The organism is Streptomyces sp. NBC_00988, from assembly GCF_045162645.1.
GTDB lineage: Bacteria > Actinomycetota > Actinomycetes > Streptomycetales > Streptomycetaceae > Streptomyces.
The window spans coordinates 1213843-1236469 of record NZ_CP108730.1; the positions used below are offsets into that span (position 1 = coordinate 1213843).

The 22627-nt window shown below is 70.5% G+C and carries 23 protein-coding genes; 9 read left to right on the forward strand and 14 right to left on the reverse strand.

Translation table 11 applies throughout. The features are described from left to right. Positions 1-121 precede the first annotated feature (121 nt). From OG496_RS05740 to OG496_RS05750, 3 genes are all read left to right on the forward strand, one after another. On the forward strand, positions 122-1201 hold the full coding sequence (locus tag OG496_RS05740) for a sodium-dependent transporter (protein WP_405969862.1): 1080 nt from the start codon (positions 122-124) through the stop codon (positions 1199-1201). Positions 1202-1319: 118 nt separating this feature from the next. Then, positions 1320-2030 carry a dienelactone hydrolase family protein gene (locus tag OG496_RS05745; RefSeq protein ID WP_405969863.1) on the forward strand — a complete coding sequence of 237 codons (711 nt, stop codon included), beginning with the start codon at positions 1320-1322 and terminating at the stop codon, positions 2028-2030. A gap of 78 nt (positions 2031-2108) precedes the next feature. Next, on the forward strand, positions 2109-2567 hold the full coding sequence (locus OG496_RS05750; protein WP_405969864.1) for a pyridoxamine 5'-phosphate oxidase family protein: 459 nt from the start codon (positions 2109-2111) through the stop codon (positions 2565-2567). 13 nt (positions 2568-2580) lie between these two features. Here OG496_RS05750 and OG496_RS05755 read toward each other — a convergent pair whose 3' ends face one another. From OG496_RS05755 to OG496_RS05795, 9 genes are all read right to left on the reverse strand, one after another. Next, positions 2581-3486, reverse strand: coding sequence for an aldo/keto reductase (locus tag OG496_RS05755; protein ID WP_405969865.1), 906 nt, complete (start codon positions 3484-3486; stop codon positions 2581-2583). A 42-nt stretch (positions 3487-3528) separates the two neighbouring features. After that, positions 3529-4893 carry an RICIN domain-containing protein gene (locus tag OG496_RS05760; protein ID WP_405969866.1) on the reverse strand — a complete coding sequence of 455 codons (1365 nt, stop codon included), beginning with the start codon at positions 4891-4893 and terminating at the stop codon, positions 3529-3531. A gap of 134 nt (positions 4894-5027) precedes the next feature. Then, complete coding sequence (locus OG496_RS05765) at positions 5028-6083, reverse strand: NAD-dependent epimerase/dehydratase family protein (protein WP_405969867.1); 1056 nt, start codon at positions 6081-6083, stop codon at positions 5028-5030. An 83-nt stretch (positions 6084-6166) separates the two neighbouring features. Continuing rightward, positions 6167-6799: an SRPBCC family protein gene (locus OG496_RS05770; protein ID WP_405969868.1), complete on the reverse strand. Its 633-nt coding sequence runs from the start codon at positions 6797-6799 to the stop codon at positions 6167-6169. Beyond that, positions 6796-7170, reverse strand: coding sequence for a metalloregulator ArsR/SmtB family transcription factor (locus OG496_RS05775; protein ID WP_366492305.1), 375 nt, complete (start codon positions 7168-7170; stop codon positions 6796-6798). Before OG496_RS05775 ends, OG496_RS05770 begins: the two co-directional genes overlap by 4 nt. Before the next feature lie 59 nt (positions 7171-7229). After that, the gene (locus tag OG496_RS05780; protein ID WP_405976567.1) at positions 7230-8591 is read right to left on the reverse strand and encodes an aldehyde dehydrogenase family protein; all 1362 of its coding nucleotides are present in this window, start codon (positions 8589-8591) and stop codon (positions 7230-7232) included. Between the two features lie 72 nt (positions 8592-8663). Next, positions 8664-9860 (reverse strand): RNA polymerase sigma factor, encoded by a 1197-nt coding sequence (locus OG496_RS05785; protein ID WP_405969869.1) that lies wholly within the window; start codon positions 9858-9860, stop codon positions 8664-8666. Next, positions 9860-10216: a YciI family protein gene (locus OG496_RS05790; protein WP_366492303.1), complete on the reverse strand. Its 357-nt coding sequence runs from the start codon at positions 10214-10216 to the stop codon at positions 9860-9862. The genes OG496_RS05785 and OG496_RS05790 overlap by 1 nt, the downstream gene beginning before the upstream one ends. A gap of 127 nt (positions 10217-10343) precedes the next feature. Beyond that, on the reverse strand, positions 10344-10667 hold the full coding sequence (locus OG496_RS05795; RefSeq protein ID WP_366492302.1) for a putative quinol monooxygenase: 324 nt from the start codon (positions 10665-10667) through the stop codon (positions 10344-10346). Positions 10668-10813: 146 nt separating this feature from the next. Here OG496_RS05795 and OG496_RS05800 point away from each other — a divergent pair, with 146 nt between their 5' ends. Both OG496_RS05800 and OG496_RS05805 read left to right on the forward strand, forming a co-directional pair. Next, positions 10814-11647 (forward strand): helix-turn-helix domain-containing protein, encoded by an 834-nt coding sequence (locus OG496_RS05800; protein WP_405969870.1) that lies wholly within the window; start codon positions 10814-10816, stop codon positions 11645-11647. A 151-nt stretch (positions 11648-11798) separates the two neighbouring features. After that, positions 11799-12491: an SDR family NAD(P)-dependent oxidoreductase gene (locus OG496_RS05805; protein WP_405969871.1), complete on the forward strand. Its 693-nt coding sequence runs from the start codon at positions 11799-11801 to the stop codon at positions 12489-12491. A 3-nt stretch (positions 12492-12494) separates the two neighbouring features. Here OG496_RS05805 and OG496_RS05810 read toward each other — a convergent pair whose 3' ends face one another. Both OG496_RS05810 and OG496_RS05815 read right to left on the reverse strand, forming a co-directional pair. Then, positions 12495-13370, reverse strand: a complete 876-nt coding sequence (locus OG496_RS05810) for a GNAT family N-acetyltransferase (RefSeq protein WP_405969872.1) — start codon at positions 13368-13370, stop codon at positions 12495-12497. 96 nt (positions 13371-13466) lie between these two features. Continuing rightward, a complete protein-coding gene (locus OG496_RS05815) occupies positions 13467-13943 on the reverse strand; it encodes a MarR family winged helix-turn-helix transcriptional regulator (protein WP_366492298.1) in 477 nt (158 codons plus the stop codon). A gap of 111 nt (positions 13944-14054) precedes the next feature. Here OG496_RS05815 and OG496_RS05820 point away from each other — a divergent pair, with 111 nt between their 5' ends. The 4 genes from OG496_RS05820 (at position 14055) to OG496_RS05835 (ending at position 19538) form a co-directional block, all read left to right on the forward strand. Further along, complete coding sequence (locus tag OG496_RS05820; protein ID WP_405969873.1) at positions 14055-15137, forward strand: substrate-binding domain-containing protein; 1083 nt, start codon at positions 14055-14057, stop codon at positions 15135-15137. A gap of 212 nt (positions 15138-15349) precedes the next feature. Continuing rightward, positions 15350-17047 (forward strand): hypothetical protein, encoded by a 1698-nt coding sequence (locus OG496_RS05825; protein ID WP_366492296.1) that lies wholly within the window; start codon positions 15350-15352, stop codon positions 17045-17047. Positions 17048-17138: 91 nt separating this feature from the next. Next, positions 17139-18173, forward strand: a complete 1035-nt coding sequence (locus OG496_RS05830; protein ID WP_405969874.1) for an acyl-CoA dehydrogenase family protein — start codon at positions 17139-17141, stop codon at positions 18171-18173. Between the two features lie 132 nt (positions 18174-18305). Then, positions 18306-19538, forward strand: a complete 1233-nt coding sequence (locus tag OG496_RS05835) for a GNAT family N-acetyltransferase (protein ID WP_405969875.1) — start codon at positions 18306-18308, stop codon at positions 19536-19538. Between the two features lie 93 nt (positions 19539-19631). On the opposite strand, the gene OG496_RS05840 is transcribed toward OG496_RS05835, so the two are convergent. Genes OG496_RS05840 through ssuE form a run of 3 tightly spaced genes read right to left on the reverse strand, consistent with a single transcriptional unit; the run spans position 19632 to position 22566 of the window. Next, on the reverse strand, positions 19632-20774 hold the full coding sequence (locus tag OG496_RS05840) for an LLM class flavin-dependent oxidoreductase (RefSeq protein WP_366492293.1): 1143 nt from the start codon (positions 20772-20774) through the stop codon (positions 19632-19634). Positions 20775-20809: 35 nt separating this feature from the next. Then, on the reverse strand, positions 20810-22006 hold the full coding sequence (locus OG496_RS05845; RefSeq protein WP_405969876.1) for an SfnB family sulfur acquisition oxidoreductase: 1197 nt from the start codon (positions 22004-22006) through the stop codon (positions 20810-20812). A 5-nt stretch (positions 22007-22011) separates the two neighbouring features. Continuing rightward, entirely contained in the window at positions 22012-22566 is a 555-nt protein-coding gene (gene ssuE / locus OG496_RS05850) for an NADPH-dependent FMN reductase (RefSeq protein ID WP_200709625.1), read from the reverse strand. Positions 22567-22627: the final 61 nt, after the last annotated feature.

Here is a 22627-nt window from a genome sequence, read left to right on the forward strand (position 1 = left end):
GAAGGACCGTCGACGATGACCGCAGGGCTTCACTCACTCATCCCCTCGCGCGTGTCGACGGGCTTCCACGCGATACCGGCGCTCCGTCTCCGCCCAGGTCCTACGACGGAAGAGCGCCACGATGTGTCCCCACTCATCCGGGATCCCCGCCAGGTTTCCCTCCGTACCTCGTCTGCTCGCCCTGCTCCGCCGCCACCTGGGCCGAGCCGTCGCCGTGACGTACCTCACCGCGGCGATGCTGCCAGGACCCGGCCTGTGGCTCCGGCACCCACATGCGACGGGTATCGCGGAACTGACCCTGCGCACACCCCAGTTACTCCTCGCCCTGGTCCTGTTCGGCGCCGGCCTCCAGGTACCGCTGCGTGAACTGCGGTTGCTGCTACGGCGCCCCGCCGCCCTGCTCGCGGGCCTCGCGCTGCACATCCTGGTGCCGCTGCTGATCGTCCCCGGGGTGGCCCTCGCGCTGCGGCTGTCGCCGGACCACGACGGCGGCAGCGGGATGATCGCCGCGATGATCCTCGTCGTCGCCATGCCGGTCGCTGCGGGGGCGACGGTGTGGACCGCGAAGGGGGACGGCGACCAGCCCACGGCCGTCGGCCTGGTGCTCGCCTCCACCCTGGTCAGCCCGCTCACCGTTCCGCTCACCCTGGCCGTCCTGTGCCCGCTGCTCCAAGGCGACTACGCGGGCAGACTCGCCGTCGCCGCCCACTCGGCCGGGAACGCCTTCGCCCTCACCTCGGTCGTCCTGCCGTGCGCGGCGGGCATCCTGTGCCGGCTCCTGCTGCCCCGACGCGCACGGGACGGACTCATCGGCGTCGCCGTGCCCGCGGCGCTCCCGGGTTCGCTGCTGTTGACCTACGTCAACGCCAGCGGAGTCCTCGGCCCCTTCCTGCGCCACCCGCGCCCGGTCCTCCTGCTGGCCGCGCTCGGCGTCGCCGCGACAGTGTGCGGACTGTCCTTCACGCTGGGCCGCGTGGCCTCACAGGTCCTGCGCCTCGACGCGCGGGCCGGTGCCTCGGTGACGCTGGCCTGCGGGATGAACAACAGCAGCGCGAGCGCGGTGCTGATCACGACGACCCTGCCGGACCGTCCGCACATCCTGCTGCCGGTGCTGGCGTACGGGCTGCTGCAGAAGGTGGCCGCCGGACGGGTGGTCCGCATAGGACAGGAGACGAACCCCGCGCCGGCCCCCGCGCGATAGCCGGATCGAGGGGCCGAAGCGCCCTCCGGACCCGGCCGTGACGGGCTGGAGCTCACGTCGGGTCCCGCCCCGACGGCGCCACCCCCAACCAAGCACTGCCGTACAGGAGTTGAGCCCCATGTCCTCCGAGCTGCCGAAGTCGACCGGAGCCCCGGCCCATCAGAACATCACCTTCCCCAGCGCCGGGAGCACCGCCCACGGCTATCTCGCGCTGCCGCCGTCCGGGAGCGGACCGGGCGTGATCGTCATCCAGGAGTGGTGGGGCCTGACCGACCACATCGCCGACGTCGCCGACCGGCTCGCCCAGGAGGGCTTCGTCGCGTTCGCCCCCGACCTCTACGGCGGCAACGTGGCGCACGAGAGCGACGAGGCCCTGCGGATGATGCTGGCCCTCCCGGTCGCCCGCGGTGTCGAACTGCTCTCCGGCGCGGTCGACCACCTGCTGTCCCTGCCCGAGGTCACCTCGGACACGGTCGGCGCGGTCGGCTTCTGCATGGGCGGCGGTTTCGTCCTGTACCTCGCCGCGGCCGACCCCCGGGTCAGCGCGGCGGTGCCGTTCTACGGCGTGATCCAGGGCGAACTCCCCGACTTCTCCGGCCTGAAGGCCCAAATCCAGGGCCACTACGGCAAGTTGGACGAGAGCATCCCGGTGGCGGGCCTCGACGCCCTGAGCAAGCACGTCCAGGAGCAGTCCGGCATCACCCCGGACCTGCGCCTCTACCCGGCCAACCACGCCTTCTTCAACGACGGCCGCCCGGTCTACGACGCCGATTCCGCCACCCGCGCCTGGGCGAGCACGGTCCCGTTCCTGCACGAGCAGCTGGGCTGACGCTCACGCGCCCTCGGGCCGCGGTCCTACGACCCTGGCCCGAGGCGCCGCGCGGGCAGCGCCGGTAGCGTCCCGGGCATGACGATCACCGTGCCGCCCCGCGGCCCCGAAGAGCGCAGGCGTGACGTACTGGCCCGGCTGGAGCGGGAGTCGGACATCTGGGTGGCCTCGGCGGACGCCGACGGGCTGCCGTGTCTCGTACCGCTGTGGTTCGCGTGGGACGGGCAGTCCGTGTGGCTGTCCACCCGGGCCACGAACCCCACGGGCCGCAATCTCACGGACGGGCGGCGGACCCGGCTAGCCTTCGCGGACACCCGGGACGTCGTGCTCATCGACGGCGAGGCGACGGCCTTCACCGCCCAGGACGTCCCGGCCGCCGCGGCGGAGGCCTTCGAGGCGAAGTACGGCTGGGATCCCCGCGAGGACCGCGCGCCCTACTCCTTCTTCCAGGTTCGGCCGGTCGCCGTCCAGGCATGGCACGAGCAACGCGAGCTGCCCCAGCGCCATCTCATGCGGGAGGGGACCTGGGTGGCCTGAGCCCCGCCGACCGTCAACCGGCCTTCCGGTGCAGCTCGTCGAGCCGGGCCAGTTCGTCCTCGGTCAGCCGGATCGCGCCCGTGGCCACGTTCTCGGTGAGGTGGTCGGGGTTGCCCGTACCGGGGATGGCGAGGACGTGCGGGCCCTGGGCGAGGGACCAGGCGAGGCGGATCTGGGCGGGGCTCACGCCGTGGGTGTTCGCGATGGCCAGTACCTCGTCGTCGTGAGCGGTGGTGGCGCCCTGCGGGCCGGCCGCTCCCGCGATGGCGAAGAACGGGACGAAGGCGATGCCCTGTTCCCCGCAGATCCGCAGCATCTCGTCGGTCTCGGGGCTGGACGAGTCGAGCCCGAACCGGTTCTGCACACTCACCACCGGCGCGATCGCCTGCGCCTCGGCCAGGTGTCGCGGCTCGACGTCGGAGATCGCGAGGTGCCGGACCAGTCCCTCCTCCTGGAGTTCGGCGAGGGCGCCGAAGTGCTCGGCGATCGAGTCCTGCCGCATCCGGCGCAGGTACACGACGTCGAGGTGGTCGCGCCCCAACTGCCGCAGGTTCTCCTCGACATGGCCGCGCAGGTCGTCGGGGCGGGCCGAAGTGCCCCACTCCCCCGAGTAGTTGCGGAAGGGACCGACCTTGGTGGCGATCACCAGGTCGTCGGTGTAGGGCGCGAGCGCGGAGTTGATGAGTTCGTTCGCGGACCGCAGGGACGAGAAGTAGAAGGCGGCCGTGTCGATGTGGTTCACACCCAGCTCGATCGCCCTGCGCAGCACGGCGATCGACCGGTCGCGGTCGCTCGGGGTCCCGAGGTTGAAGGCGGCGCTGCCCGTCAGCCGCATCGCGCCGAAGCCGATGCGGTTGACGGGCAGGTCGCCGAGTTGCCAGGTGCCCGCGGCGGCCGCGGTGATCTTCTCAGAGGTCATCAGCGGAGTTTCGCACACGCCCGCCGCACGGCCGACCGCGCTTTACGGATACGTGTAGCCGTTCAGGGAGTTGACCGCGGAGGCCGGGTCACCGAGGTCGTAGCGGTCCACGGCAAGGAAGTTGGGCTTCTTGCGGGCGGCCGGCTGGCAGAACCGCTGGGCCCGGTCGAGGACCTTGGTGTTGTCGGTCTGCGCCGTCCCGGCGATGGTGGCGTCACGGAAGTGGTTCATGACGAACAGCGGGCGGAACCCCGAATACGTCTGCGTCAGCGGGACGTTGAGGTCGCTGCCGTACCAGCGGCTGTAGCAGGACCAGTCGGAGGAGCTCGCGCCGGAGCCCATGGACCAGTAGTTCTCGACGGTCCACTCTCGCTGGTACATCACGCCGAAGCTGTCCCGGGTCAGTCCGGCGGACTGGTCGGAGGCGCGGCTGTGGTCGGTGAAGATCAGCAGGCGGTGGTTGGCGGCGATCAGGTCGGCCATTTTCGGCCAGCCGTTCTGCTGCACACCCGTCTGGTCGGGGCGGTACAGCACGTCGTACAGGCCGTTGACGCGGGCGAGTTCGCTGCGCAGGACGCCCGGGTCGACGTAGTCCTCCAGGAAGACGGTGACGAACTGGTCGGGGTGCGCCTTGAGGAAGTCGACCATGCGCTGGAGGTCGACGTTCAGGGCGACCGGGCTGCTGACCAGGGTGCAGCTGTCGTGGCAGAGGATCGCGCCGTCGGAGGTCTGGTGGATGTCCAGCATGAACCCGCGTACACCGTCGGAGAGTTGCTGGTTGATGCCGCGTGACTGGTTGGGGAAGAAGTTCACGAAGGGCGGGGCGAAGCCGCCGTCGACCCCGTTGGCGTAGGCGTTGTGCGCGGTGAGGAACGTGACCTGGTCCAGGGTGCGTTGGTCCTGGGCGGGCATCGGCTTGGTGGGCGAGGTGATCGGCGTGAGGTACCAGGAGGCGAGGCCGCCGGAGGAGCCGACGGCCAGCTGGGCCGGGTAGTTGGCGCCGGAGGGCTTGGCGGCCACGGTCAAGTAGCTTGCTGTGCCCGGGACTTGGAGCGTGTACTGGTCGCCGCCGGTCGGCGTGATCTGCCAGGCCGCGTCGGCGCTCGTACAGGCGACGGTCTTCGCCGTGCTGCCCGAGCGGCCCAGACAGCTGCCGGCCGTGTCGGTGCTCTCCAGGACGTACGAGGATCCGCTCGTCCGGAGGTTCCACTGCTGGTGGTCCTCGTTGCCCTTGGGGTTGTGCTGCTCCACCGCTCCCCCCTTGTCCGCCGCGTTGAGCCCGGTCGTGGCGCTCTGGACGTAGTAGGTACCGGGCGCCGGGACCGCGTCGGCGGCTCCGGCCGGTGGAGCGACGATCGCCGCCGACAGCGCGGCGGCGACGGCGAGCAGGGCGTGGGGGGTTCGCATGGGTGCCCTTCGGTTCGAGTGTGGTCAGGCTCATGACACCGAAAAGGTGATCGGCCACACCCAAGCGCCTGTGGTCTGAACCAGTCAAGAGGAGTGACCGGTCGGCGGAGTGAACGGCGAAGGGCGAGACACGATCACCCCGATTTCCTCAACTCCCGCCAGGCCAGGTGGTGATCGAGGAGGGTCTCCTCCAACGGCCGGTAGTGGATGCCCAGTTCCTCCACGCCGCGCCGGTTGTCGACCGTGAACCTGATCCCCAGGTGCTTGCGGATGTAGTCCTGGGTGAGCCCGAACGCCGGGCCGAGGACGCGCACCGGCCAGTGCGGCAGGCCGTGTCGGGGCAGCCGGTAGTCGCGCGGGAGGCGTTGCCGCAAGGCGCGTGACATGTCGAGGAAGGACGCCATCCGGGCCGCCGCGACGATGTAACGGCCGTGCGCGTCAGGGTTCTCCGCCGCCGCGATGTGCGCGCTCGCGACGTCCCGCACGTCGGCGACGGTGAAGCTGAAGTCGGGTGCCCCGTAGAAGAAGTAGCCCTTGAACAGCTCGTCGAGGAGGAACAGGCTGCCGGAGTCGGAGGCCGGGGTGAGTGAAGGGCCCAGGATCAGGCCGGGGTTGACGGAGACCATGCGCCAGCGGTTCTGCGCCTGTTGCGCGTCCCAGGCGGCGCGTTCGGCGACCGTCTTGGCGTAGTGGTAGGGGTTGTTCTCGACCGTGCTGGTGGTGTTGAAGTAGTCCTCGGAGAGGGTCTCGTCCTTCATCTTCAGTACGTCGACGTAGTCGCCGAAGATCGCGCCGACCGTCGAGGTGAACACCAACTTCTCGACCGTGGGCGTGCGTTCGATGCCGGCGAGGACGTTCCGGGTGCCGGTGAGCGCGGGCTCGACGACGTCCTTCCGGCCGTCCTTGATCTTCTCCGGCATCAGGAACGGCGAGGCCACGTGGAAGACGACCCGGCAGCCGTCCATCGCCGCGTCGAAGGAACCCGCCGCCAGCAGATCGGCCTCGAACAGCTCCAGCGCGCCCGGGAACTGCTCCCCCATGGCCCGCAGCGGCGCGACCTTCGCCTCGTTGCCGAGGGAGCGCACGGTGGTGTGCACCCGGTAGCCGCGCTCCAGCAACTGCCGGACCAGATGGCTGCCGACGAATCCGCTGCCGCCGGTCACCAACACCGTCTCGCCGCCGACACTCATCCCTGACTCCGATCACCGTGGCGTCCAGCGCGCACGCTACAACGGTGATCGGTGTCAGGTCAGTGCTTCGGTCGCTACGGCTCTCAACTCCCCGCCCCTGTATAGGCGGCCGTGGTCCGGTCGGCCGCCTCGCGGGCCACCGGCTCGTCCTCGCCGCTCGCCACGTTCGCCGCGAACCACGCCTCGCTGCTCGCCGTGACGAAGCGGCGGCCCTCCTCGGACGCCAGCCAGGCCATGGCGTCCTCGGGCTTCACGGAAGCGTTGCCCGACAGGTTGCCGTCGAGGCCGAGAAGGATCGAGTCCCAGCCGACGCCCACCGCGCCGGGCCCGAACTCGGCCCACTTCGTGTCGTCGACGTGGGCGATGTGCTCCAACTCGAAGCGCGTCCCGTCGCCCTCGGGCGTCAACCGCAGCTCGATCCAGCTCACTTCGCCGCCGAACTCCCAGGTCGCGAAGAAGCTGTTGGGCGGATCGCAGCGCTCGACGGTGCCGCCCGCGTTGCCCTGCAACTGGTACTTCCCGCCCAGCCGCAGTTCGCCGGTGACCGGCAGGAACCAGCGCGGGATGCGCTCGGGGTTGGTGCACGCGTCCCAGACATCGGCGATCGGAGAGTCGTAGGACTGACCGATGGTGATCACGCGGGCCTCGCCGGCCTTGAAGTCGCGGCGGCCGACCTCGCGGCTCACGGAGTTGATCTGGTGGGTCACGTCGATCATGGGGTGCTCCTCGACTCGTCGGGGCTGTCGTCGTCGGACTCGCGGAGCCGGCGCTCGCGCTTGCCCCGGGCCAACTCGGTGGCCAGGGCGTCCAGATGAGGGGTCCAGTAGCGGCGGAACCGGTCGAGCCAGGCGTCGATGTCCCGCAGCGGCTCGGAATTGACCGCGTACAGGCGCCGGGTGCCGTCCGGCCGTACCGTCGCGAAACCGTTCTCCCGCAGCACCTTCAGATGCTGGGAGACCGCGGGCTGCGTTATCCCGAACTCGCGCCGGACGACATCGCTGACCGTGCCGGCGGGCTGCTCGCCCTCGGCGAGCAGTTCCAGGATGCGGCGGCGCACGGGGTCTCCGAGCACATCGAAAGCGTGCATGGGCCCAAAAGTATCACCGGTCGCTTATATAAGCGACCGGTGATAGAAGAGTCTGCCCGTCAGGCGAGCGGCTTCTCCAGCAGGGCCTTGCGGTGGCTGAACGTCTCGATGGAGTAGCGGCCGTGGTAGTTGCCCATGCCGCTCTCGCCCACGCCGCCGAAGGGCAGGTCGGAGACGGTGAGGTGGGCGAGCGGGAGGCCATAGCCGACGGCGCCGGAGGAGGTCTCGGCGGCGATCCGGGCGCGGGTGTCGTCGGAGTCCGTGAAGACGTACAGGGCGAGGGGCTTGTCGTGGTCGGTGATGAACGCGATCGCCGCGTCGAGGTCGGGGACGGTGACGATCGGCAGGATCGGGCCGAAGATCTCCTCCGCCATGACGGGCGCCTTCGGATCGACGTCGGCCAGGACGGTCGGCGCGATGTACTTGTCACCGCGGTCGCTGCGTCCGCCGACGACGACCCGGCCGGAGTCGAGCAGTCCGGCGAGCCGGTCGAAGTGGCGTTCGTTGACGATCCGGCCGTACTCGCCGGAGGTCTGCGGGTCGGCGCCGTAGACCTTCTCGACCGCGCTCACCAGCAGGGGTTCGAGCGCGGCGGCGGTCTCCGGGTCGGTCAGGACGTAGTCGGGGGCGACACAGGTCTGGCCGGCGTTGAGGAACTTGCCACGCGCCAACCGGTCCGCGACGACGGCGAGATCGGCGTCGCGGTCGACGAACGCCGGGGATTTGCCGCCCAGTTCGAGGGCGACCGGGGTCAAGTGCTCGGCGGCGGCGCGCAGGACGATACGGCCGACGGCGCCGTTGCCGGTGTAGAAGATGTGGTCGAAGTGCTCGGCGAGCAGGGCCGTGGTCTCCGGGATACCGCCCTCGACGACGGCGACCGCGTCGGTGTCGAGGTAGGCGGGCAGCAGCCGGGCGATGGCGGCGGAGGTGGCCGGGGCCATCTCGCTGGGCTTGACGACCACCGCGTCACCGGAGGCGAGCGCGCCGACGACCGGGGTCAGCAGGAGCTGCACCGGGTAGTTCCAGGGGGCGATCACGAGGACGACGCCGAGCGGGTCGTACTGCGTCCAGGCGGTCGCGTCCGTGCCGAGGTGGGCCGGCACGGGGGCGGACTCGGGGCGCAGCCATTCCTCAAGGTGGTCGAGGGTGTGGTCGATCTCGCGGATCGTGAAGCCGATCTCGGTGCGCTGGGCCTCGGCGGCGCTCTTGCCGAGGTCGGCGTGGAGGGCGGCGGCGAGGTCGTCGCCGTGCTCCGTGAGCAGGTCGCGCAGGCGGCGCAGCTGGGTGGTGCGCCACTCGACGGGCTTGGTGCGGCCGGTACGGAAGGTGGCGCGCAGCCGCGCGACGATGTCGGCGGGCTGCTCGGGGCTGGACTTGTTCACGGTGCCTCGCTGCTGGTGCGTGGGGGTCTCGACGGTCAGGTGTATATAGCAACCATTCTTGCACCGGGAAAAATTCCGGTGCGGCCATGGTCACCCTCAGCCTCGCGGCTGTCACTTGCGGACGAGCTCCCGGCGCCGGCGTTCCAGATAGCCGCGTTCCGCCGCGCTCCCGGTACGGGCGATGGCCGCCTCGTACGCCTCGACGGCCTCGGTGTCGCGGCCCAGGCGGCGCAGCAGATCGGCGCGGACGGCGTGCAGGACGTGGTACTCGCCGAGGTCCAGCGCGTCGACGAGGTCGAGGGCCTTGCGCGGGCCGTCGACCTCGGCGACGGCGACGGCCCGGTTCATGGCGACGACCGGGCTCGGGGCGACGGCCATCAGCTGGTCGTACAGCTGGAGGATCTGCCCCCAGTCCGTGGCGTCCGCGGTCGGTGCGTCGCTGTGTACGGCGTTGATCGCGGCCTGGATCTGGTACGGCCCCGGGTTGTTCAGCCGCAGGCACCGCCGTACGAGTGACTGGCCGTCGGCGATCAGCTCGCCGTCCCACCGCGCGCGGTCCTGCTCGGGCAGCGGCACCAGCTCACCGTCCGCGCCCTCCCGCGCGGCCCGGCGCGACTCGATGAGCAGCATCAGGGCGAGCAGGCCGGTGACCTCGGGCTCGTCCGGCATCAGCTCGGAGAGGAGGCAGCCGAGGCGCAGGGCTTCGGCGCACAGTTCGGGCGAGTCCGTGTAGCCCTCGTTGAAGATCAGGTAGACGACGGCCAGCACGCCTCCCAGCCGGTCGGGGAGGTCGGCGTCGCGTGGCACGCGGTACGGGATCCTCGCGTCGCGGATCTTGGCCTTGGCGCGGACGAGGCGTTGGGCCATCGTCGGTTCCGGCACCAGGAAGGCGCGGGCGATCCGGGCGGTGGTGAGGCCGCCGAGCAGGCGCAGGGTGAGCGCGACCTGGGCCTGGGTGGCGAGCGCGGGGTGGCAGCAGGTGAAGATCAGGCGGAGCCGGTCGTCGCGCACGGGTCCCTCCTCGGCGGGCGCGTCGGACGCGTACAGCAGGGCGGCCTCGGCCTGGCGGACCTCCCTTGAGGACTCGCGGCGCAGCCGGTCGATCGCGCGGTTGCGGGCGGTCGTGATGATCCACCCGGCCGGGCTCGGCGGTACGCCGGTCTCCGGCCACTTCTTTACGGCCGTGGTGAAGGCGTCCTGGACCGCTTCCTCGGCGAGGTCGATGTCACCGAGGAAGCGGACCAGGACCGAGACCGCCCGCCCGTACTCGGCACGGAAGACGGCCTCGATGTCGGTGTCGAACGGCATCAGTCCTCGGCCGTGTTCATGAAGGGGCGCACCTCGACGGGCAGGGTGGTGGCCCAGGTCGCCCGCTTCCCCCACTCCAGCGCCGCGTCCAGATCGGCCGCCTTGATCAGGCAGAGCCCGCCCAGGTACTCCTTGCCCTCGGCGAACGGCCCGTCGGTGATCAGCACGTCACCGTCCTTGGGGCGCAGCACGGTGGCCGTCTCCGGCCCGTGCAGTCCCCCGGCGAAGACCCAGGCACCGGCGGCCTGCAGTTCGTCGTGGAAGATCTCCAGCTTGCGGCCGATCTCCGCCATCTCCTCGGGCGAGGGCATCTGTCCGTCGGTCGGGGTGATCACGCTGAGCAGGTAGTGCTGCATGACGTCCTCCAGGGCGTAGGGGGTTCTCTCACCTCCTACACGAACGCCATGGTGCCGGATCGACACCTCGCCTCAGTAGGTGACCCTTTTTCTGCGCCCATTCCTCAACCGGCTTGTCAGGGTCGGCCTACCGTGCCGGGCGGAACGGCCGCAGGAAGCGGATCCCGTCCTCGATGCCGCCGTCCATCAGTTCCAGCAGCCGGGGCACCAGGTCCTGCATGCGGGGTGCCCGCAGGTGGCCGTCGAGGGCCTCGCGGCTCTCCCAGCGCTCGAAGATGACGAACGTGCCCGGTTCTCCCTCGACCTGGTGAGCCTCGTAGTCGATGTTGCCCGCGTCGTGGCGTGATGCGGTGACGGCGGCTGTCATGAACGCCTTCATCGCGGCTTCCTTCCCGGATCTGGCCCGGGCTTCCCACAGCACGGTGACGTAGTGGTTCGACGTGGTGGTCATGGTTGTTCCTCCTGGGTCCGAACAGCGTCGTTGTGCGCCCTTCACGACTCGACACTGGGCGCCGGGGAGCGTCGGCGGGAGCTACGGGGCTTCGTGGTACAGCGCGTACCACCCGGCGGGGCGGGGTGTGCGGGAGGATGGTGTGCATGGATCAACTCGGTGCCGCGCTGCGGGCGTGGCGGGACCGGCTGGATCCCGCGACGGTGGGCTTCGCGCACGGATCGCCGCGTCGGGTCCCCGGTCTGCGGCGCGCGGAGCTGGCGACGCTGGCCGGCATCTCGGTCGAGTACGTGGTCCGGCTGGAGCAGGGACGGGTGGCGACGCCCTCGGCTCAGGTCTGCTCGGCCCTGGCCCGCGCCCTGCACCTGTCCGACGACGAGCACGCACACCTTTTGCGCATGGCCGGTCACGCGGCGGATCCGGCCCGGGTTCCGCGCATGATCCCGGGGAGCCTGTACCGGATCGTGGACCAGCTCTCCGGCAACCCGTTGGCGATCTACGACGCCACCTGGCAGCTGCTGCACTGGAATCCGCTGTTCGCGGCCACGTTCGGCGATCCCACGGTCCGCGGTGCGGGAGACCGCAACGTGCTGGTCTGGCAGTTCCTGGGTGAGCTGCCCCGGGTCCGGCAGACGGCGGCCGAGCGGGCGGCGTTCGAGGAGTCCCTCGTCGCCGACCTGCGCGCGACGACGAGCCGGTACCCCGACGATCCCGACCTCGCGGCGCTGGTGTCGAGGCTGGACCTCAGCCCACGGTTCCGGGAGTTGTGGAGCCGCCGGGCGGTGGGCGGTCACCAGAGCGCGCACAAACTCGTCCGGCACCCGGATGTCGGAGACATCGTCCTGAACTCCGACATCCTCACCACCCAGGACACGAACCTCCGCCTCGTGGTGTACACGCCACAGCCAGGCACCGACGCCCGCGGCCAACTCGAACTCCTCGCGGCCATCGGGGTCCAGAGGATGTCTCCGCAGAAATGACGGCCCGCGTCCCGCCCGTCCGGTGGAGCGGGCCGCCGGGTGGTACGCGCGGTACCAGGAAGTCCCGTAGCTCCCCCCGACCCTCCCGGGAACCCAGCATGGAATGCGTGAACAGCGCACGACCGTGCTGTCCGGAGCAGGAGGAGCCGGCATGACCACCACCTTCATCACCGGGGCCAACAAGTCCCTCGGTCTTGAGACCGCCCGCCGCCTCGTCGCGGCGGGCCACACCGTCCTCCTCGGTGCCCGCGACCGTGAGCGCGGCCGGGCCGCGGCAGAGGCGCTCGGCGCCCGGTTCGTCCAGATCGACGTGACCGACGACGCCTCGGTCCGGGCCGCGGCCGCGGATGTCGCCGCGCACGAGGGAACGATCGACGTCCTGGTCAACAACGCCGGCGTCCTCGGCAGGGTCGGCCCCGTCGAGGAGTACACCGCGGCCGACGTGAGCACCGTGCTCGACGTGAACGTCGTCGGGATCGTGCGCGTCACCCACGCCTTCCTCCCGCTGCTGCGCGAGTCGCCGAACCCCGTCATCGTCAACGTGTCCAGCGGGATGGGCTCCTTCGGCATGACCCAGGACCCGGCGCGGATCGAGTCGCGGTACGCCCTGCCCCTCTACTGCGCCTCGAAGGCCGCGGTCACGATGCTCACGACGCAGTACGCCAAGGAACTGAAGGACGTGAAGGTCAACGCCGCGGACCCCGGGCAGACCGCGACCGACTTCACCGGCGGCCTCGGACACAGCGTCGCCGACGGCGCGGAGTCCATCGTGACCCTCGCGACGATCGGCCCGGACGGACCCACGGGACAGTTCGTCGACCGGTCCGGGAACCTCCCGTGGTGAACCTCAGCCGGCTTGTGACGCGGCGTACGTGAAGTCGTACGGCGCCCAGTCGCAGATCCGCCGGTAACCGAGGCGCTGGTAGAGGGCGTTGCTGGTGGGGTTGCCCGCGTCCGTGTACAGCACGATCTCCGTGGCACCCGCGGTGAGCGCGGCCCGGCTGACCTCGGCGGTCACGGCGGCCGCGTAGCCGCGGCCCCTCAGGTGGGCCGGGGTGTAGACGGGGTCCACCCGCACCATGCCGGCGACCGTCGGGTTCACACCCGCCAGGGAGACGGGGGTCCCGTCCGGGGTCTCCCAGAAGGTGTAGCGCTTCTCCGCGAAGCGGGTGCTCTCCCAGGAGCCGGCGTCGATGGTGACGCTCTCCCCGAGGTCCGCGGCGAGTTCACGGCACCAGCGCATGAGGTGCTCGTGGTCCTGCGCGCCCACGACCCGCCCGCGGCCCTCCGGATGCGGCTCGGGCGGGGTGAGTGTGCCGAGGCGGTACAGGTGCATCCGGACGCGGAGCGTCGGCGTCGCGCCGGTGTGCTTCTGCCAGGCCTCGGCGAAGGCGGTGGCGGTGTCGTGGTCCGCGGTGACACCGGTGAGCGTGTGGCCGAGACGGGACAGTTCCGCCGCCAGGGCGTCGGCCCGGTCGGGGGAAAGTGGGGTAAGCGTCAGGCGGCGGGTCGGCGGGCGGTAGAAGACGGCCCGGGTCTCGCCCTCCGACTCCAGCCGGCCGAAGAGGACGGTCCCGGGGACGAACGCGCCCGGGTGGGTCCGCCACTTCTCGATCGTCGTGAGCGGTGTGTTGTGCAGGGCGGGGCGCGAGGCGAGGAAGTCTCCGGCCCGCGCGACGAAGTCGTCGATGTCTTCGGTGAGTTGCCAGGTATCCGCGTGCATGCCGCATGATCCCGCATGCACGCGACTCCGGGCAGCCGGTACCCGAAGCCGAGGATCCGTCCTCCTCGAACGCCTCAGCAAACCGGCGGGATCGCCTCAGGACACCGGCAGGGTCTTCTCCGCGGGTTCGTCCGCAGACTCCTCTACGGGGTCCTGGTCGAGGGCCGCCGTGAGCCGGGCCAGCAGTCGTACGAGGTCCCCCTGGTCGTCGATCGCGTCGAGGAGCCGGGTCTGGTCGGTGAGGAGGCGGTGGGCCGCGCGCTGGTGGAGGGTGCGGCCGCGGGCGGTGAGGTGGAGCAGGACGCGGCGGCGGTCGGCACGGTCGGGGCGGCGGTGGACCAGGTTGTCGGCGACCATCCGGTCGACCAGTTTCGTGAGGCTCGGCGCCGGCATCAGCACCTGGTCGGCGATCTCGGTCATCGGGTGGCCCTTGCCGTCGGCGATGACCGACAGGACGCGCCACTGTTCGACCGAGCAGTTCTCCTCGGCCAGAACTGCGGTCATGCGCAGGCCCAGCCGCCGCTCGGCGTGACTCAGCAGGTGGGCGAGGCCCGGCGACGGTACGGACGACATTGCCGCTGTCCTTCCGGTAGGTCTACTGTGCGGTTCAGATTACGAGCCTCTGCGAGGGCGCCGGGGCCGGGACGGGTTTCCGTGCCCTCACGCCCTCACGGAGGTGGTCTGGTGCATCCCCTGCCGCCCGGGCGGATCAGCGGCCCGGTCAAGACGCTGGTCGTGGCACTGGTCGTACCCCTGCAAGGTCCGGCGGGCGTCTTCGGCCCGTCCTGCGAACTGGCCGCACAGCTCGCCGTGGAGGAACTCAACGCCACCGGCGGGGTGTTGGGCCGCGAGGTCCGGCTGATCGTGGTGGACGGCGGCGCGCCGGCGGAGCAGGTGGCCTTCGAGGTAGAGATGTTGGTGTCGATGCGCGCGGTCGACGCCGTGGTCGGCTGGCACACCTCGGCCGTCCGCAAGGCGCTGGTGCCGCGCATCGCGGGCCGTGTGCCGTACGTCTACACCGCGCAGTACGAGGGCGGTGAGCGCACGCCGGGCGTGTTCCTCACCGGCGAGACCGATGCGGCCCAACTCCTTCCCGCCATGCGGCTGTTGGCGGAGGAGACCGGCGTACGGCGCTGGTGCACGGTGGGCAACGACTATGTGTGGCCGAGGGTGACCGCCCGGGCCGCGCGCCGCTACGCCCGGGACTGCGACGGCCGGGTGCGCGACGAGGCGTTCGTGCCGCTGGGCACGTACGAGTTCGGGCCGGTGCTGCGCCGGATCGAGCGGTGCGAGGCGGACGCCGTCCTGATGCTGCTGGTCGGGGACGACGCGGCGCGCTTCAACCGGGCGTTCGCCGAGCGCGGGCTGCACCAGCGGTGTCTGCGGCTGAGCACGCACATGGACGAGAACATCCTGCTGTCCACCGGCGCGGAGGCGACCGAGGGACTGTGGGCGGCGGCCGGTTACTTCGAGACCCTGGCGACCGCCGAAAGCCTTGATTTCAGCGGGCGTTACGCGGCCCGCTTCGGCGTGGAGGCACCCGTCGTGGGCAGCCTCGGCGAGTCGTGTTTCGAAGGCGTACGACTGCTCGCGGCCCTGACGGAGCGGGCGCGGTCGCTCGATGTCGGCGCCATGTGCGCGGTGGGCGGCACCGTCTCGTACGAGGGCCCGCGAGGCGTACTGCGTCTGCACGGCAATCACCTCCGCCAACGGCTGTACCTGGCGCGGGCGGACGCCTTCGACTTCGACATCGTCGCCCAACTCTGACCTTCCCACCTGCTGCGGCCGAGAGTACCTTCCTCCAGGAATAGTTTCCACAGGAAGCATCGATTAAATCTACGCGCGTCGCCAAAAGAATTTTGAAAGCCCTTCCATTTAAAGCAGGCGAAACGGTCGGGAAACAATTCGGCGTGACTCTTCCGTCCAACTCCCCCGGGCCGTCCGGGAGATGACCCACACCCGTGGAAGAGGGAAGTGTCGTGACGGAGATCGTCGACAAAGAGGCGCCGGCAACGGCTGCCGGACGGACCTACAACGACTGGGCGAAGAACGACACACTGGAGGACTACTCGCTGCGCTACGCGCCGAAGTCCTTCCGCCGCTGGACGCCCTACGTGGTGGCCACCACCGCCCTGGGCGGCATCGCGTACCTCGCCGACTTCGCCATCGGCGGTTCCATCGCGATCTCGAACGGCTTCTCCAGCGCCATGGTGGCGATCCTGGCGGCAGCGGTGACGATCTTCCTCACCGGCATCCCGATCTCGTACTACTCCGCCAAGTACTCCATCGACATGGACCTGTTGACCCGGGGCGCGGGCTTCGGCTACCTCGGCTCGACCCTCACGTCGGTCATCTACGCCAGCTTCACCTTCATCTTCTTCGCCCTCGAAGGCTCGATCATGGCGCAGGCATTGGACCTGGGCCTCCATATCCCCCTGGCCGTCGGCTACTTGATCTGCTCGCTGATCATCCTGCCGCTGGTGATCTACGGCATGACCGCGCTCTCCAAGATGCAGGTGTGGACCCAGCCGGTGTGGCTGGTGCTGATGGTCGCGCCGTTCGTGTCCATCGCGATCCAAGAGCCCGGCAAGTTCTCGCAGTTCACGCACTTCGCGGGCAACTCCCCCACCGGTTCCAGCATCAGCATGCTCGGTGTCGGCGCGGGTGCGGGCGTGGCCCTCTCGCTCATCGCGCAGATCGGTGAGCAGGTCGACTACCTGCGCTTCATGCCCGACAAGACCCCCGAGAACGCGAAGAAGTGGTGGGGCGCGGTTCTCTCGGCGGGTCCGGGCTGGGTCGTTCTCGGTGCGGCGAAGCAGATGGGCGGCGCGTTCCTCGCCTTCTACATCGCCGGCAGCGTGGGACTGGCCAAGGCCAACGAGCCCATCCAGCAGTACGTGCACGGCTTCAAGACCTTCGCCGCTCCGGTCGCCCTGGGCCTCGCCACGTTCTTCGTGATCCTGTCCCAGGTGAAGATCAACTCGACGAACGCGTACTCCGGTTCGCTGTCCTGGTCGAACTTCTTCTCCCGTCTGACACACCGTCACCCGGGCCGCGTGGTCTACATCTTCCTCAACGTCGGCATCGCGCTGGCCCTGATGGAGGGCGGCGTCTTCGGCTTCCTCAACACGGTCCTCGGCTTCTACTCCAATGTCGCCATCGCCTGGATCGGCGCGGTCGTCGCCGACCTCGTCATCAACAAGCCGCTCAAACTCAGCCCGTCCTACATCGAGTTCAAGCGCGCCCACCTGTACAACTTCAACCCGGTCGGCTTCGGCTCGATGCTCATCGCGTCGGCGGTCTCCATCGCCGCGTACTTCAACGCGTTCGGCGACTACGCCAAGGCGTACTCCCCCTTCATCGCCCTGTTCCTGGCGATGGTGCTCTCGCCCCTGTTCGCGTACCTCACCAAGGGCAAGTACTACATCGCCCGCCTCGACGACCTGGAGGAGCCGCTCCTCGACGCGGACGGACTCCCCTCGGCGGTCATCCTCAACTGCACCGTCTGCACAACGGACTTCGAACGTCCCGACGTGGCGAACTGCCCCTTCCACTCCGGCCCGATCTGCTCCCTGTGCTGCAGCCTGGAGAAGGACTGCCACGACTCCTGCAAGAGTGCCCCCGGCGCCACGGCCCCGGTCGACCTGGCGATGCCCGCCGTACGCTCGGCGGACTGACCCCCGCGTTCCCACCGCTCCGGCCCGCGTCCTACGACACGGGCCGGAGCGTCGCGCGTGCCCGACCCGCCCGATCGGCAGAATCTCCCGCATGACCTCCCACTTCCTCGTAACCCGCGCCCGACACCTCGCGGACGACCTCCTCGCCCCACACGCCGAACAGGTCGACCAGGAGGGCGTCCCGGCGAGCCACATCGAGGCGATCAAACGCTCCGGCCTGCTGGGCGTGAGCGCCCCTGTGGCCTACGGCGGCTCGGCGGCCCCCGGCGCGGTGGCGAGGGAGACGGCAGAAATCCTGGCCGGGGCATGCTGCTCGACCTGGTTCGTACAGACCCAGCACCACACACCGGTCATGACCCTGGCGAAGAGCGAACTGCCGGTACGGGAGAGCCTGTTGGGACCGCTCGCGCGAGGCGAGCTGATGTCCGGGGTGGCGTACGCGCACCTGCGGGCGTACCCCCGGATCCCGGTACGGGTCACGCGGGAGCGGGGCGGCTGGCGCTTCGACGGGACGGTGCCCTGGTACACGGGCTGGGGTCTGAACGACGTGATGCTGCTCGCGGGGGTGACGGACGCGGACGAGGCGTTGTTCGCGTTCACGGAGGCGCGGGAACAGAAGGGGCTACGGCCGTCCGCCCCGATGCGGCTGGCCGCACTCACCGCGTCCCGCACGGTGTCGCTGGAGCTGGACGGCCTGTGGCTGCCGGAGGAGGCGGTGGCCTTGCGGACACCGTACGCGGACTGGGCGAAGACCGACCGCCCCAAACCGACGAACGCGTCACCGGCGGTCTTCGGCATCGCGGCGGCAGCCCTCGCTCTCCTGGACGACAAGCAGGCGGGTCCGATCCGCACCCGCCTGGACGACGTGCGCAAGCAGGCCTACGCCCTGGCCGACCACCCCGTTCCGCACGAGCACCTGGAGGAACGGCTGGCGCTCAGGACACAGGCGTACGAGGTGCTCATGACGGCGACCACGGCCGCCGTGGTGGCCGGAGGCGGCAGATCGCTGTCCTTGACGAGCAAGGCTCAACTCCTCGCACGGGAAGCCCTGTTCCTCCTGGTTCAGGGCCAGACGGCGGAGTCGAGACGGGCCCACTTGAAGGCACTGGCCGACTCTGCCGCCTGAGACGAACGGCGCCCGGTCTTCACGGGGTGTCGTGACCGGCCGTAATTCGCTTGACCTGGTCCCCGGGCGACGCTGCACTGTGGCGAGACACCACGGGTGGTGGTGCCGGTATCCGGGGAGGCAGCGGCAGCGATGGAGATCCGTCCCACGACCGACGAGGATCTTGACGTCTTCGTCGACACGGTCCACGCCGCGTTCGGGCTCTTCCCTGAAACCCCGGTCGAGGGTGGCGGGCTGTGGTGGTCGGCGCTCGAAATGGACCGCTGTCTGCTCGCCCTGACCGCGGACGGGCGGCCCGTCGGCACCGCGGCCACGTACCCCTTCGAACTCACCCTGCCCGGTGGGACCCTCGTCCCGGCCCCCGGGGTGACCGCCGTCGGCGTCCTGCCCTCGCACCGGCGCCAGGGCGTGCTCAGCGCGATGATGCGGCATCAGCTCACCGAACTGCGGGCCCGCGGAGAGGTCCTCTCCGTGCTGCTGGCCTCCGAGGCCACGATCTACGGCAGGTTCGGCTACGGACCGGCGACCTACACGGCACGGCTGACGGTGCCGCGCCACAAGGCCGCCCGCGCCGTTCCCCGGGCGCACGGAACGGCCGACGCACCGGCGACCGGCCAGGACAACGGCTCGGTCGAAGTACTGCGTCGCGCCGAGTGCGGCGAGATCCTCGAAGAGGTCTACGACGGGTACCGCCGCGCCCAGCCCGGCGCGCTGTCCCGGCCGCACCGCTGGTGGGCCCTGCGCGCGGGGCAGCCCCCGATCTCGCCGGCACCGCGATACGTGGCCGTCCACCGGAACACCGACGGCGTCCCGGACGGGTACGCCAGCTACTCGATCGGTGAGGGCAAGACCCTGACGGTCGACGAGACCATCGCCACCGATGACGCCGTCTTCACGGCCCTGGCCCGGTTCGTCCTCGAACACGACCTGGTCTCTCAGGTCGTGTTCAAACACGTCCCGCCCCAGCACCCGCTGCGCTGGCAGCTCGCGGACTTCCGCGCCGGCGAGGTGGGCGGCGACACGGACTGGCTCTGGGTACGGCTGCTGGACGTCCCGCGCGCGCTGACCGCGCGCGACTGGTCCACGGACGGCGAACTCGTCCTCGCCGTCGACGACCCGTTCCTGGACGACCACGGCCGCTACCTGCTGACCGTCCGGGACGGCAAGGCCGACTGCGTGCCGACGGGCCGGGAGCCCGACCTGTCCCTGGACGTGTGCGATCTGGGCTCGGTCTACCTCGGCGGCACCGCCCCGAGCACGCTCGTGCGGGCCGGCCACATCCAGGCTCACCGCCCGGGCGCGGCCGCCCTGGCCGACGCCCTCTTCCGCGCCGACCGCTCCCCGCACTGCCTGCACTGGTTCTGACCACGCGCCCGCCGAACCTCGCAACGGCGTTCAAACGGCGCGGAGTTGAACCGTAACCGCGAGCAGCCACGCTCATCCGGCACCCGGCGCCCGTCAACTGGCGAACGGCACCTGTGCCGCAGAAGCCTTTTGCTCACCGACAGGGTGCTGCCACACCCCCTCCGCCGCCAGCCTCGGCAGCACGCCCTCCCCGAACCAGTACGCCTCCTCCAGGTGCGGATACCCGGACAGCACGAACTCCTCGATCCCCAGCGCCGCGTACTCCTTGATCCGCTCGGCGACCTCCTCGTGGCTGCCGACCAGCGCCGTCCCCGCCCCACCCCGCACGAGCCCGATGCCGGCCCACAGGTTGGGATGGATCTCCAGCCCGTCCCGGCTCCCGCCGTGCAGCGCCAGCATCCGCTGCTGCCCTTCGGACTCGCTCCGCGCGAGCCCGGCCTGTACGGACTTCACGGTCGCGGAGTCGAACCCTTCGAGCAGCCGGTTCGCCTCGGCCCAGGCCTCCGCGGACGTGTCACGCGTGATGACATGCAACCGGATACCGAACCGAAGCGTCCGCCCCTCCTTCGCCGCCAGCCCCCTGATCCAGGCGATCTTCTCGGCGACCTGGGCCGGCGGCTCGCCCCAAGTGAGGTACACGTCCACGTACTTGGCGGCGATCTCCCCCGCGATCGGCGACGATCCCCCGAAGTACACCTCGGGCACCGGGTCGGGCAGCCGCGCCAACTTCGCGTCGTCGACGCGCAGATGCTCACCAGCTAGATCGACGGTCTTGCCGTCCCACAACTGCCGTACGATCTCCAGGAATTCGCCGGTACGTCGGTACCGGTCGTCCTTGTCGAGGAAGTCGCCGTAGGCCCGCTGCTCGTGGCTCTCGCCGCCGGTGACGACGTTGAGGAGCAGACGTCCGCCGGTCTGCCGCTGGAACGTGGACGCCATCTGCGCGGCGAGCGTCGGTGAGACGAAGCCGGGGCGGAAGGCGACCAGGAACTTCAGGCGTTCGGTGTTCTGGCTGACCATCGCGGTGGTCAGCCACGCGTCCTCGCACCAGGCGCCGGTGGGCGTGAGGGCGCCCACGAAGCCGAGGTCCTCCGCCGCGCGGGCGATCTGGCTCAGGTAGGCGACCGTCGGCGGCCGGTCCCGTCCGGAGGCGGTGGCGGGGGTGCCGTGACCGCCGCCCACGACATGGCGGCTGTCCCCGTTGGTGGGGAGGAACCAGTGGAAGGTGAGGGACACGTGGGGGCTCCTGTCTGGACTGTCCTGCGGGTGGGTCAGAGAAGGCCGTGGCGGGGTGGCCTGGTGCCGCTCAGCACGTAGCGGCCGATGTGCTGGATCTTCCAGCGGGCCGGATCGTGCAGGGTGTGGGTGCGGGCGTCGCGCCAATGCCGGTGCAGGTTCAGGGAGTTGAGGGCCGAGCGCGTTCCCGCCACCTCGAACAGGGCGCCCGCCACCTCGACGGCGGTCTGCGCCGCGTGCACCTTGGCCGCCGCGACCGCGATGGAGGCCTCCGCCGCCGAGTCGTCGTTGAGGTCGGCGCGCGCCGCGTCCACGGCCTTGGCCGCCTGGATCAGCAGGGCCTCGGACGCCCTTACCTGGATGGCGAGTTCACCGAACCGCTGGATCAGCAGCGGGTCCTCGGCGGCGGTCTCGACCCCGCTCTCGAACCAGGGGCGGCTCTTCGTCCGGACGAACTCGGCGGCCTCGGCCAGCGCTCCCCCGGCGATCCCGGCGTCGATGGCCGCGTGCAGCAACTGGGCGACGGCGCCGTGGAGTTGGGGTCCCCCGAAGGTGAGGTGGTGCGGCAGGACACGGTCGGCGGGGACGGCGACGGCTTCCAGGCGGACCGTGCCGCTGGCCGTCGTACGCTGGCCCATTCCGTCCCAGTCGTCGACGACCGTGACGCCCCCGGCGTCGCTCGGGACGTACGCGACATGGAGGTTGTCGTCCTCGGTGCGGGCGAGGACGGGGATCCAGTCGGCGAAGAGGGCGCCGGTGGAGTAGTGCTTGACGCCGGTCAGTCGGTACGAGCCGTCGGGCTGGAGTATCAGGCGGGTGCGGATGTCCTGCACGTGTTTGGTGCCGGCCTCGGACTGGGCGTTGCCGAAGCGGCGGCCCGCGAGGAGTTCGGCGAAGAAGAACTTCCGCTGGTCCGGGGTGCCCTGACGGCGGATCACATTGACGTAGGCGAAGTGGCTCTGCGGGATCTGGGCGAGGCTGCCGTCGGCCGAGCCGAGCAGGCGGAAGATCTCGGCGAGGGTCTCCGCGCTGACGTCGGCGCCGCCGTGTTCGGCGGGCACGGTGACGGCGAGCAGTCCGGAGCCGGACAGACGGTCCAACTCGGCGCGCGGGAGCCTGCGTTCGGTGTCGCGCGCCGAGGCCCCGGCCCGGAACTCGTCGGCGAGCGCGGCGGCGAGGGCGAGGGCCTCGGCGTCGTCCGCGATCACGTGGGCGGTCGCACGGTCGGTCATGGTGGTCAGCTCGCCGCGGCCAGCAGCGGGGTGCGGCCGAGGGCCGCCGAGAACTGGTCCACCACCTGCGTGAGCGCCTCGGTGGTGGCCGGGGCGACGGTGAGCGAGCCGTCCTCGTGAGCGGTGATGTCCTTGTCGAGGGTGAACCAGCCCTGGACTATGTGGGCCGCACCCATGGAGTTCAGCACCGGGCGGAGCGCGTAGTCGATGGCGAGCACATGTGCGGTGGACCCACCGGTGGCGAGCGGCAGCACGGTCTTGCCGGTGAGGGCGTACTGCGGGAGCAGGTCGAGCAGTGCCTTGAGGACGCCGGAGTAGGAGGCCTTGTAGACGGGGGTGCCTACGACCACTCCGTCGGCGCGGGCGAACAGTTCGGTGGCCTCGACGATGGCCGGGTGGCGGAAGTCCGCGCCGAGCAGGGCCTCGGCGGGGATGGTGCGCACGTCGAGCGGGATCACCTCGTGGCCCTGGGCGATCAGCCGCTTGTCGAGGTGTCGTAGAAGCCGGTTGGTGCGGGAGGAGACGGAGGGGCTGCCGGAGACGGACAGGACGGTGGCCATGGGTCCTCTTTCGGGGAGGTGGGGCGCCCGCTCAACTGGCAGGCGCCCCGGGGCAGTTCGG